The sequence below is a fragment of the Flavobacterium pectinovorum genome, from assembly GCF_900142715.1.
GTDB classification, from domain to species: domain Bacteria; phylum Bacteroidota; class Bacteroidia; order Flavobacteriales; family Flavobacteriaceae; genus Flavobacterium; species Flavobacterium pectinovorum.
Genome location: NZ_FRBX01000005.1, coordinates 257,890 through 271,364 on the forward strand (window position 1 = coordinate 257,890; position 13,475 = coordinate 271,364).

Annotated in this window: 7 protein-coding genes and 1 tRNA gene; 3 read left to right on the forward strand and 5 right to left on the reverse strand. The window is 32.4% G+C overall.

The window, feature by feature from the left end; translation table 11 throughout:
* Position 1 precedes the first annotated feature (1 nt).
* From BUE22_RS18000 to BUE22_RS18010, 3 genes are all read left to right on the forward strand, one after another.
* A complete protein-coding gene (locus BUE22_RS18000; RefSeq protein ID WP_207761265.1) occupies positions 2-2,464 on the forward strand; it encodes a TonB-dependent receptor in 2,463 nt (820 codons plus the stop codon).
* Positions 2,465-2,578: 114 nt separating this feature from the next.
* Positions 2,579-7,276, forward strand: a complete 4,698-nt coding sequence (locus tag BUE22_RS18005) for a hypothetical protein (RefSeq protein WP_073397171.1) — start codon at positions 2,579-2,581, stop codon at positions 7,274-7,276.
* A gap of 764 nt (positions 7,277-8,040) precedes the next feature.
* Positions 8,041-9,429, forward strand: a complete 1,389-nt coding sequence (locus BUE22_RS18010; RefSeq protein ID WP_073397173.1) for a serine hydrolase — start codon at positions 8,041-8,043, stop codon at positions 9,427-9,429.
* Positions 9,430-9,472: 43 nt separating this feature from the next.
* Here the strand turns inward: BUE22_RS18010 and BUE22_RS18015 are convergent, their stop codons facing one another.
* The 5 genes from BUE22_RS18015 to BUE22_RS18035 form a co-directional block, all read right to left on the reverse strand.
* Positions 9,473-9,703 (reverse strand): GIY-YIG nuclease family protein, encoded by a 231-nt coding sequence (locus tag BUE22_RS18015; RefSeq protein ID WP_073397176.1) that lies wholly within the window; start codon positions 9,701-9,703, stop codon positions 9,473-9,475.
* Positions 9,704-9,763: 60 nt separating this feature from the next.
* Positions 9,764-9,836: transfer RNA gene (locus tag BUE22_RS18020), tRNA-Met, on the reverse strand.
* A 125-nt stretch (positions 9,837-9,961) separates the two neighbouring features.
* The gene (locus BUE22_RS18025; protein WP_073397177.1) at positions 9,962-10,498 is read right to left on the reverse strand and encodes a DUF4269 domain-containing protein; all 537 of its coding nucleotides are present in this window, start codon (positions 10,496-10,498) and stop codon (positions 9,962-9,964) included.
* The gene (locus tag BUE22_RS18030) at positions 10,498-12,024 is read right to left on the reverse strand and encodes an ArnT family glycosyltransferase (protein ID WP_073397179.1); all 1,527 of its coding nucleotides are present in this window, start codon (positions 12,022-12,024) and stop codon (positions 10,498-10,500) included. Before BUE22_RS18030 ends, BUE22_RS18025 begins: the two co-directional genes overlap by 1 nt.
* Before the next feature lie 145 nt (positions 12,025-12,169).
* Positions 12,170-13,474, reverse strand: coding sequence for an ATP-binding protein (locus BUE22_RS18035; protein ID WP_073397181.1), 1,305 nt, complete (start codon positions 13,472-13,474; stop codon positions 12,170-12,172).
* Position 13,475: the final 1 nt, after the last annotated feature.

Here is a 13,475-nt window from a genome sequence, read left to right on the forward strand (position 1 = left end):
AATGAAGAGAGAGAATAAGAAGATCTTGTTTTGGTTATGTATTGTTTTTGCCTGTTGTTTTTGCAGGAAGGGATATGCTCAAGATGTAGATTTAGAGAATTTTTATAAGCCAAATTTTAAAGTAACAGGAAATGTGAATGCGAATATGATGTATTATACATCTAATGCTGATACGCAAAATTCACGTGAACCTTTTACTTATTTGTTATCAGGAAATTTAAACATTAGTGCTTTTAATTTTAGCGTTCCGTTATTTTATAGTATTACCAATCAGGGGAATAACTTAGGTTATACAGCCCCATTTGATTTTAACAGATTAAGTATTATGCCAAAATATAAGTGGGTAAAAGCTTATATAGGCAATGTAAGTATGACTTTTTCGCCTTATACCTTAAGTGGTTTTCCGTTTAAAGGAGTTGGTTTAGAACTTACGCCGCAAAGCCCTTTTAAAATAACCTTAATGGGAGGACAACTATTAAAAGCAGTTTCAGAAGAAGAAGCTTTAGGAGGAATTCCGGTATACCAACGTTTTGGTTACGGAGCAAAAATAGGTTTTGAAAAAGAAAGATATAAACTTGGCTGGATTGGGTTTTACGCCAAAGACGATGTTAATTCACTAACAATGGTTACTGACAAAGGAGTAACGCCAAAAGAAAATTTTGTAAACAGTTTGACTTTTAGTACATCTGTAATCAAAAATTTAAATTTAAATGTTGAATATGCTTTGTCTGTTCTAACCGATGATACCAGAAGTAATACTCTTTCGGGTGGAAATTTTAGGGATAAGTTATTTTCCAGTAAAGAAAGTACAAGTTTTATGAACGCATTAAATGTAAATTTTGATTATAATATTCAAAAAAGCATTGTAGGATTAACTTATGAGCGTATCGATCCAAATTATAATACTTTAGGAGCATTATATTTTAATAATGATTTAGAAAATATTGCACTGCGTTTTTCGCGTCCCTTTTATCAGGATAAAATTACGGTATCAACCAGTTTAGGATTTCAAAGAGACGATTTGGCGAAAGAAAAAAAGCAAGATACCAAGCGTGTTGTCGGTTCGATCAACATGAATTATAGAGTAACAGATCAAATTAATGTTACGGGTAGTTATTCTAATTTTTCGACCTATACAAATAAAAAGCTGGATCAGTTTGAGCTCATAAACAACCCAAATGTAGTAGTATCCGATACTTTAGATTATAGACAATTGTCGCAAAATGCAAATGTAAATATGTCGTATGCTTTTGGGAGCAAAAGAAATCAAAATTTAAATTTCAATTATAGTATTGCTGGTCAGGCAAATGAGCAGGGAGGGGTAATACGCAGAGGGCAGGCAAGTACGGTACAAAATTATAATTTGGCACATTCGATAAATTTTATTGAGATGAAAGTAGGTTTAAACAGCTCACTTAATTACACTAATAATCAGGTAGGTATAAATAACAGTTCCTCAACCGGGGCTTCAGTTGGAGCTTCAAAGAAGTTATTTAAAGACAAGCTAAATACAAATTTGGGATTTCTGTATAATAACTCTCAGGGAGATATGAATTCGAGTTCTGTTTTTGGAATTAAGTTCAATAATAGCTATACGCTGCTAGAGCAACATAATTTTAGCATGAATATTATTTCGATGTTTAGAAGCAGTACAAATACTCAGAAATTTAATGATTTAACCGCTACATTCAATTACGCATACTCAATTGATAAAGTAAAATTACCTGCGAAAAAAGAACCTAAAAAAGAAAAGGAAATTGTTTTAAATCCTGTTTTAAAAATAAATTATAAGGAAAAGACATATCAGGGAACCAGAGATGAAATCATAAAGCAATTACAGGATCTCCAACTTGCTTTGCGACCAATTCCAAAGGAAGATTCAGATGAATTGCAGCATTTACTGACCCTCACAACTTTGACTCCTGATGATGAAAGTTTTAAAGAAAAAGCTTTGACTTATTTAAAAGCATATGATTTAAATAATGACATCTTAGACAAGTACAACAATTATATTCTTGAAACAGTAAAAAGTTTACAAGAAGAAATGAAACGAAAAGATGAAGGTTTTGAAAATGATTATGTTATGGCGCTTGGAAGAGTGAATAAACATAAACTACACGGTGTAAATGAAGAAGATATAACAGATAAAACAAGTTATAAATCGTATTTAAAATTAGTTGAGCGAAAAAATAAAAAATTACAGCCTTTGTTAGTTCATAGATGGATGATTAATGAAATTTCGATACTTGCGAATACACCAGCTGCTGAAATTCATCAAAACGAAAATCTTTCAAATTTTAATAAACAAGAACTTAATCAATTCTTTAAAATGATGAAAGAGAAAAAAACAGATACAGAAGTAATTGAAGAATTAAAAATCAAATTAATTCCTTTTTATCATGATTTAGCTATTAAAAATGTCAAAGATGATGAAGTTGAATTTAAATATTTAAAGATTAATTAAAAGGATATTGCTCTTTTTTATAAGAAGGGTTTTAGAATCGTTTCAATAGAAGTCAGGCTTAAAATATAGAGAAGTTATTATGCTTCATTTACAAAAAAATATGATTATTTGCTTATGAAAAAATTTTACAAAATACATCTATCGGTATTATTTATTTTACTTTCAGTTGTCTTTTCTTACGGGCAGGATCTTGCAGCCCCAAAAGAAGCAGGTGCAGCTTCGAGCGCTATTGAAAAAATAGAAGCTTCTGATCGCTGGGTAGATAAATTTTCGAATCAGGATTTGGTAGAATTGCCAATCGGAATTCGAAATACAGTAAATAATGTTCAGTATTCCATCGGAATTACCAAAGCTGTTTTTTCGCCAGAATATACTACTTTGACCGTTTTCTGTAGAGTTGATATTCCGCAAAAAGACAAAAATGGGCAGCCAATGCAATTGTTTTTTGGTGCTGATAATGTAAAATTATCGCATCAGGGAGGTATTATGGGCGAAGCTAAATTGGTATTGCTGGGCAATGTAGATATTCCGTTTAGCGATAATAAATGGCAGGTATCTTTATATGGTGGTTTTGAAATGGCAACCGGAGATGTTAAGGATTTAACGTATGTCACGATTGACTGCGACGGTTTTAAAGAAATGAAAATTTCCGGAGCAGTAGAGTTTTCAAGAAATCTTATATTACCAATTGATCCCGTAACTAAAACTGTAGACGAAGCAAAAACTACAGTTCCAAAAACCTATTATAACGGAAAAACTGTTCAAATACCAAATAGGGTTAGAGGAGAGTTTAGCTTTATGGCAAGTAGCTGGAACGATATTTTGGTGAATGTAAGCTTGCAGCCTTTTACATTAAAAGACAAACGAAACGGAAAAGATTTTGAAGGTAATTTTCAGTTTTTAGTCAGTAATGCAGTTTTAGATTTAAGTGATTTAAAAAACGATCCGACCGTAATATTTCCTGAATATTATGCAAAAAATGCACTTTTAGTGCCAAGCCAGGAAGCCTGGAAAGGTGTGTTCATCCAGACTTTTGATGTTGGTTTGCCAAAAGAATTTCAAACTACTGATACTGCATCAAGTAAAGAAAGACTTCATGTAGGAGCACAAAATCTTATTATAGATAAATATGGAGTTTCGGGAACTTTTTATGCAGATAATGTTTTTCCACTCGATCGAGGCATCACAAGTCAGGAAAAATCGTGGGCTTATTCTCTGGACCATATTGATGTAACAATAGCCGCCAATACTTTTGTAAAAGCAAATTTGAGCGGTCAGATTCTTTTGCCAATAAGTAAAGCAACGCCAGAAAAGAAAGAAACTACAGCAGCTGCAACACCAACTACTACAACCCCGGCTACTGGAACGGCAAATACAGCAACAACTCCGGCGAAACCAGCCCAAACAAATAGAGCAGGTTTGGCTTATAATGGTTTTATTTCCATGGAAGAACAGCAATTAATTGTTGTTACAAAAGATTCTATAGCTTTTGATATCTGGAAAGCAAAAGCCCTGTTATTGCCTAATAGTTCTGTGGAATTAAAATTGGTTAACGGAAAATTTTTGCCAAAAGCCAATTTAAACGGAACAGTTACTTTCGGAACTAATAAAGGAGCATCTGATGAAAAGGACGTAGAAGGAAAAAAAACAGTTGATTTTAAAGGGATTTCTTTTGAAAATTTACAACTGCAAACCGTTTCACCTATCATTTCGGTTCGAAATATGGGGTATAAAGGTACAGTTGCTTTTGGTAATTTCCCTGTTTCTATTGGTAATATAAATGTCGCCATTAATGGAGATAATTCCCGAATCGATTTTGATTTAGGAATTAATCTGATGGAAAGTATTGGTGCCGGTGCCACAGCCAGAATTGGTATAAAAGGTAAAATGTATGATGACGGATACAGACAGCGAAGCCGATACGATGGTTTGGATTTATCTGCCATTAATATTAATTGTGAGTTTAGCGGATTAACCATTAAAGGAGGTCTTATCCTGATGGAAAAGGATCCTGTTTACGGAGATGGATTCAATGCTGATTTAGAGGTAGATGTAGCAAAAATCGTTAACGTAAAGGCAAAGGCTATTTTCGGGCGGACTACTTTTAGATACTGGTATTTTGATGCCGCAGTAAAATTTCCTCCTACACCAGGTGTTCCGTTTATGATTACCGGTTTTGGAGGTGGAGCTTACTATAAAATGCATCGAAATTCAGATGTTGCTATTGGCGATTTTTCTCCATCAGGGTTAAGTTATACTCCAGATGAAAAAATAAGTCTTGGGATTAAAGCTTTAATTTACTTTCATGTAGGCTCAGAAACTATTTGTGACGGTGAAGCCGGATTTGAAATGGCTTTTAACTCAAAAGGGGGAGTAAACAGATTGGCTATTTTTGGTAAAGCCAATGTTATGGCCAAAATACCGGGGTTAAAAAATATTACGGATTTAATGACCAAAGTGTCTTCAAATGTTACATCAAAGAAAAGTTTCCTAGGAGTTACAGATAGCGATCTTAAGGGGTCTTTTGCCAGTAAATATATTCCGGAAGCTAAAGAAGCTATTCCCGGAGATTTATCAGCAGCGGTAGGAATAAAGATGGCAGCAGCTATTGAATTTGATTTTGAAAATAATTCGATGCATGCTACAACAGATGTATATATCAATACGCCAGGTAATTTCCTTTCAGGAATAGGACCGGGAGGAAGAGCAGTCTGGGGAGTTTTCCATAAAGACCCAAAAGACTGGTATATGTATATGGGAACGCCAGATGACAGATGTGGTATTAAAATAGGGGTAGCCGGAATGTTCTTAAAAACAACAAGTTACTTTATGGCAGGAACAGTTCTTCCGGGAAGTCCGCCGCCGCCTGCGATTGTAGCGCAAATTTTAGGCGTTGATGCTCAGGAATTAGATTATATGCGTGATGAAAATGCTTTGGCAAATGGAGGTGGTTTAGCCTTTGGTGCAAGCTTAGATTTTGACACCGGAGATTTAAGTTTCTTGCTTTTTTATGCCCGTTTTCAGGCAGGAATGGGATTCGATATTATGCTTAAAGATTATCAGGAAGCAAGATGTTCTAATACAGGAGATCAGGTAGGTATAAACGGATGGTATGCTAACGGACAATCTTATGCATATCTGCAGGGTGAATTAGGGATTAGAGTTAAATTATCATTTTTAAAATTCAAAGTTCCAATTATCTCAGGAGGAGCTGCAGTTTTATTGCAGGCAAAATTACCAAATCCGGTTTGGATGCGAGGTTATGTGGCCGGAAACATGAATATTCTTGGAGGATTAATAAAAGGAAAATTCCGTTTTAAATTTGAACTTGGAGAAGAATGTCAATTTGAAAATGCATCTCCGTTAGGAGGTCTTAAATTGATAACAGATGTAACTCCAAAACAAAGTTCAACTGATGTAGATGTTTTTGCTGTACCACAAGCTGCTTTTTCAATGAAAGTAAACGAAGCTTTTGTAATTCCTGAAGATGCAGGAGATGTGACCTATAAAGTAATATTAGAAAAATTCAAAGTTTTTGATGGTACAACCGAAATTCCAGGTGTTTTTGAATGGGGATCAATGAAAGATAAAGTTAGTTTTGTATCATCAGACATTTTGCCACCAAATAAAGAACTTAAAGTTCAGGTTGAAGTTAGTTTTCAAAAGATGATAAATGGTGTTTTTCAACCCATAAAAGTCGATGGAAAGGTAGCTACAGAATATGAAGAAAGACTCTTTAAGACAGGTGGTGCACCTAATCATATTCCGCTTACAAACGTTAAGTATTCTTATCCTGTTGTAGATCAAAAATATTTTCTGGAGGAAGAATATCCAAAAGGTTATATTCAACTTAAGCGAGGTCAGGATTACTTGTTTGAAGATGGCAGTTGGGAAACTAGTATCAAAGTAGATGAAGACGGAACCTCTAATTCAAAGGCAACAGCTTTTAATTATAATACCGGCTCAAATGAAATTTATTATGATTTGCCAAATATTAACCAGGACAAAAAATACAACTTTTCTATAGTAAGTAATTTGAAACAAGCTGCACAAAAAAATACTACAGCAGCAACAAAAACAAATACAATTAGCGAAGATGGAAATGATATACAGATAAAAGAAAATCAGGCTGATGCATTATCAAAAGCAGAAGGCAGTATTGAGCGTTTAACGTATTCATTTAATACAAGTAAATACAAAACATTCAATTCTAAAATGAATGCGATAAATACGCAAAATTATAATTTTGGAGTTTTGTACTCAGATGTTATTTATCTGACTAACACTATTTCAAGTCAGGAAGCATTTGATTTGACTGAGTTGCAAGGAGCGACTTATAGTGATAATAAAGCTTTAATAATTGCGCAGTCTAAATTAAATGATGAGTACTATAATGCTGATATATTCCCGTACTTATATAAAGATTATCCGCTAAATGGTAATTTTTCTATCAACAATAGAGATACAGAAGAGTTGGGCGTTATTCCTGCAAAAGCAATTGCGCTTAATGCATATTACATGTCCAGCATAGAGAATAATGTAAACCAGGCATGGACAAAAGGAAATTTTCCATTTAAGTATAATATGCCATTGCTTTACAAACAGGATTGGGTTGATTTAAATAATCAAATTATTAACGCTTATGTTAATGGAGATGCAAGTGCCGATTCAATTGCCAAACGTTTTATGGGTGCTAGTTTTCTCTTTATGCGCTATGGAAACTATGAAATAGTAATGAAGTACAATCTTCCGGGAGATAAACAGTCGAACGAGTTTGTCTATAAATATAAAAACAATAATAATTTTAGATAATCTTTTAATATGATAAATACTATTTGATAATATTTTTAATTAACTATTTATAATTAAAAACAACCTTCGGGTTGTTTTTTTATTTTATAATATCTTAAGTCAATAAAATGATTTCAAACAGATCTTGGTGTTGAATGTGTTGATGAAATTAGAAAAATGATAAAAATATGGCGAAATAAAAGTCAGGTAATCAAAGATATATTTGTAAAAGCTATGCAGGGGGAAGTGAAGCTGAAAATATGCTTATGAGCCAGATATTAATAAAATAATGTGAATCAAAACCAAAAAGATCCAGATTGTTTCAAGAAAATTATAGGATTTGAATCTTTCTATTACAAAGTAAAGCCAGTATAGTTTTTATTGAATTTTTCAGAATATAATGTAAACAACAAATTCATCCATAATACAAAGTGCTATAAACGAAAAAACACCAACTTTTTCAAGTGGTGTTTTATCTTAGTAGCGGGAAGCATTCAAATATCTAACCACTTTATTGAAGATTATTACATATTTTAGCATCCGCATCTTAATTTTTTTCTGCTTTTTGTTTGTATAGCTACTCATAAATTGCCAAAAATCACTAATCAATTTTAAAGTCCTTTTGAGAGTTTGTAGTAAAAAAAAAATTTGAAATAAATAATGTGTGAAATTTATCCCACATATCTACCCGAATTTGGATGGCTTTTTGTGGTTTTGTAACACATATAAATAAGTTGGTGGCAATTTTGCGAGACAACTCACCTACATTAATTAACAAGAAATAAATGAAATTAACAATTACAATCGGACTTCTTTTAATTGGTCATCTTACATTTGGACAAGACAGAATTCAAAAAATTGACAGTTTACTCAATTCTCTTTATTCAAAAGAGAAAATCAATGGAAATTTTCTACTTGCAGAAAAAGGGAAAGTTATTTATAGCCATAGTTTTGGACTTGCAAACGAAACAACAAAAGATAAATTAAACGAAAATTCAATTTTTGAATTGGCATCTTGTTCAAAGCAGTTCACAGCTATGGGGATAATGATACTTAAAGAAAAAGGGAAGTTGAATTTGGACGATGACATCAGAAAATACTTACCCGAACTTTCATTTTATAAAGGTATAACTATAATAAACTTATTAAATCATACTGGAGGTCTACCAGACTATATGCAGCTTATGGATAGTTTATTTGACAAATCTAAAATTGCCACTAACAAAGACATTATTAATATATTTAGTAAACATCAACCAAAAATAGTATTTGAGCCAAATACTAAATGGGAATATAGCAACACGGGCTATGCACTATTGGCATCAATAATTGAGAAAGCATCGGGTTTGACATACGGTGACTATCTAAAAACAGCTATTTTCCAACCGTTGAAAATGAAAAATACCTTTGTGTACACTCGTAGATTATCGCCAAAGAAAATTGACAATTATGCTTTTGGTTATGTTTACTCAGATAGTTTGAAAAAATATGTTTTACCAGACGAATTGAAAGAAACTAAAATGGTTATTTGGCTTGATGGTATTGTTGGAGACGGAACAGTTAATTCAACTATAAAGGATTTATGGATTTGGGATAGAGCATTATATGCCAATAAATTACTCACAAAAGAGGGAATGAAAGCAGTTTTTGAAGTAGCAACTTTGAAAGACGGATCTAAAAGGAATTATGGTTTTGGTTGGGGAATTGAAGAAAATGCTGATTTTGGAAAAATTGCAAACCATAGTGGTGGTTGGCCAGGTTATGTAACTTTTATCGAAAGACATATTACAAATGATAAAACAATAATAATACTTCAAAATCACAATAACGTTTCAATTCCTTCAAAATCAATTAGAAGTATTCTATATAATAAACCATTGCCTGTGCAAAAAATCAGAAAAGAAATTATTATTACAACTGAACAACTTCAAAAGTTTGTTGGGACTTATGAAGTTGAAAAAGATTTTGAAATCAAAATTTCATTAGATAAAGACCAACTATTTTCACAATTGACAGGACAAAATGCGTTCCCGATATTTGCAGAAAGTGAAATGTTATTTTCCTTTAAAGTAGTAGATGCGCAAATTCAGTTTGAAAAGAACGAAAAAGGAGAAATTTCAAATTTGTTTTTATTACAGAATGGAAATAAGATAGAAGCAAAACGGACGAAATAAAAACTGCCACCAACACACGCTACAAGCAATTTGGGCATTAGGCTTAATTTGAAATTGGTTTTGTAGCTGAGATGATTTTTTCTCTTTTTATTGCTTCAGATTTAGAATTAAAAAACTCAACGTGAATTACTTCCCAAGGTCTAAATTTTAAAGTATAACCTTTTGTTTCAAGAACATTATGAGATTTAAATCTTTCAATTAAATTAGAAGTGTAACCTGTATAGTTTTTATTGAATTTTTCAGAAAAGAGAATATAAACAACAAATTCTTCCATAATACAAAGTGCTATAAACGAAAAAAACACCATCTTTTTCAAGTGGTGTTTTTATCTTAGTAGCGGGAACAGGACTCGAACCTGTGACCTTCGGGTTATGAGCCCGACGAGCTGCCTACTGCTCTATCCCGCGATGTTTCGGGTGCAAAGATAAGCAGTATATACGGTTATCCAAAGAAAAATTGAAAATATTTTTTAAGTACCATTGAATTTAATAACTTGTTAATATACAGCTGTTTGTGTGTTTTTTAAAGTGATTTAAGAGGCAGAGTTAATTTTATGATTTAATAATTCTTGGTATGGATTGCCTTTTAAGCCTAATAAAAAACCAAAAGCAGGTTCGGTTTTGTAACCTTTTTGTTTGAGTTTAATAATTTCTAATCTGAAATCTTCACCTTTAGACTGCAAAATCTTATGTTCTATAATCATATGTTTATAACCATTTTGATTTTTGACGGGAATATTTTGTCCAAAGATTTCAATTTCAAAGCGCTCTATTTTAAAATTTGCAACGACTGTTTCTTCATTGTCGATTATTGGTTCTCTGATTGTGAATTCATTTTTATTTCCAAAAAAAGACTTAAGTTTTTCAATAAAGTATTCCTTGTTTTTACAATAACAAATAATATCGAGATCACTGTTTTCAATATCAATATTTATTGGAATGGTTCCAACTAAAATGGGGTCAAATTCGGCAATGTTTGCTAAGACTTTGTATTCTGACAGTATTTTATAAGCCAGAACCTGTTTTTGATTCCCATTTTTTAAATATTCTATCTTAGTAAAGTCTGTCATTATTTACTATAATTTTTTTCTTCTTTAATTTCTTGTTCTATTCTTTTATTAATGTTGACCTTAGCATTGGTGAAAACAAAAATTGTGGTTTTGTATTCACGGGCGTTTGGATTAGTAATTTCGCCTGTAATTTTTGAATTTTCAAAATAAGGACTTGTTTCTTTAAACTCGGTATTGTTTTCCTCAAATTCCTTAATTCTGATTAGGTTTTTATATTGTACATCAAGATTAAACCAGTTTACATAATCGGCATTAAAAGAAACAGCTTTAATTCTCTTTTTTGTATAATAATTAATCGCGCCAGCCTGACCATAATTGTCACAAAGTACCAGGGTTTTCGCGGGATTTGGAAGTTTGGCATAAATAGAATCTGTTTTGCGGGCAAGTTCTTTCCAGCCTAACATATCGGCAAAATCTTGTGGCAATTTATGATCTTTTCCATCTTCCCAGCGAAGCATTCCCAGTTTTTTATATTTCTCCGGATGTCCAACTATATATTCCGGACTTTTATTGGGAAAAGCCAAATTGTACATCGGAATAAACAACAGTAACGGAATCAGGATAAATACGGGCTGTAAATAACGTTTCCAGCCTGTTTTTAGAATTTCGGAAAGAAAAACAGATCCAAAGGCAATATAAATTGGATATAAACCAATTGCATAATAAGCTTTTGCCTTAAAGTATAAAAAGACCGCCAGTGTGAAAATAATTGACGCAAAGAAAAATTTATATTTTTTAAAAGGTTTGAAGAATAACAAAGAATATAACGATGAAAAAATCACTAATAATGCACCAATAAAAAATAATAATTGTTCTTTAAGAAATCCTAAACGATCGACATTGATCAATTGTGTCTCGGCCAATTCTTTCATGTGATGCACAATAGGGAAATGATTGTTGTATTGCCATAAGAGATTCGGCAGAATTAATATCAATCCTAAAATCAAGGCTAAATAAAGCTTTTTTTCGGTCAATATTTTTCTTTGTTCAGAGAGTAATAATGCCGGAAAAAGACCAATAAGAAGAAAAAGAATGTTGTATTTATTTAAAAAACCAAAAGCAAAAATGACAGCACCAATATAAAACCATTTTTTTTCCTCGGTTGTGATATATTGAATAACAACATAATAAAAAGCTGTCCAACACAAAACATCTAGTGAATTGGGCTGATAAAGCATATTAATTCGCAACAATGATGAAAACACAATACAAGTTGCGCCTAAAAGTAAAGCGTATAAATTTCCTTTAAGAACTTCAATAGTTTTCCATACTACTATGAGTGTTAAAACTCCAAAAAGGGCAGGGAAGAATTTGACCCAAAAAACAGAATTTCCAAGCAAAAAAATAAGATACGAAAACCAGGAAGTTACTGGTGGAACCGACAAATAACCCCATGCTAAATGATGTGCCTGATCGAGATGTAGGTATTCGTCACGCTGTAAATCATATTCAGGGCTTAGTAATATATATTGTAAAGCAAATTTTAAAATTATAAATCCGATTAAAATTATGGTTTTTTTGGTCATTGAGCGTTTGGTTTTTATGACTAAAGTTTTTGTTTTTAATTTCTTTAGCTAATATATAATTTATTTTAAACCGAAACTAAAACCAGAATTTTACACGAATAAATCAAACAAATTAGATGCTTTGTAATTGTACTAAATGTAAGTTCTACATCATTTTTCCTTCTTTCGCATATTCTTTTTTAATTCCCTGAAGCAAGTGATCAAGGTTGATACTTTCGTTCTCATCTTCTAATGTTCTCAAACAGGCATATTGAATGATATTGACAATATTAGCACCGGTAATGTCATATTTTTTTGAAATCTCACTAAGATTTACATCTTCAGCAATTCTAATTCCTTTTGGTAAATTATTTTGCCAAAGTTTTAAGCGTTCGCTATAAGAAGGTACTTCAAACTCAATAATAGATTGAAATCTTCGGGTGAAAGCGGTATCAATATTTGTTTTAAAATTAGAAGCCAAAATTACCAATCCGGGATGATTTTCAATACGCTGCAGCAAATACGAAACTTCCTGGTTAGCGTATTTATCGTGCGCATCCCTAACATTTGTTCTTTTTCCGAAAACGGCGTCAGCTTCATCAAAAAAGAGAATCCATTCTTTATCAGCTGCTTTGTCAAAAAGAGAAGAAAGATTTTTTTCGGTTTCACCAATGTATTTTGAAATCACCGTAGATAAATCAATTCGGTATACATCTCTTTTGGTGTATTTTCCAAGTAGGGAAGCCGTAAGTGTTTTCCCGGTTCCCGGCGCACCGTGAAACATAACCCTGAAACCTGGTTTTATCTTGGCTTTCATATCCCATTCGTGAAGTAAAATCTCGTTGAATTTGAGCCAGGTTTCTATTTCCTTAATTTGGTTTAAAGTGGAGGAATTAAGTACCAGATCTTCCCATTCTAATTGGGTTTCGATTAATTGGGCAGGAAAAATGCTGCTAAGCTGAGGTTTTAAAATTTTTCCGGTTATGAATTTTTCGATGTATTCGTCTTCTAAAATTAGCAAGCCACTTAATTTGGGTTCACCATATGGAACAGTTTCTATTTTGATAATTCTTTTTTGATACAAAAAGGACTCATTGTGTAAGTAATTGTAGAACGAAATCCGGTCATCTAAATCATTTCCTGCAATTAAAAATTGTGCCGTTTCACCTGTTGGTAAAATTCCACGATGGTTTTTCGTTTTAATTCCACCAAACTCGGGTAATTCGCCACCGTTAGGTAAATAATCGGCAATAATCGAACTTAAAAAATCAGGTTTAATATGCGGAATAAGTGCCAAAACCAGTAAAAGAATATCCATTTCATTCAGGTTATTTTCGATAATAAATTCGCTGATAAATCCATCAGAATCCTGTTGTATTAAAACGGGTTTTTCCATAGGACTTTCTGCTTGAAAAAGTTGGTCAAGCTGAAATACGAATTGGTTTTTTAAGTGGGTGATTACGTTTTCCATC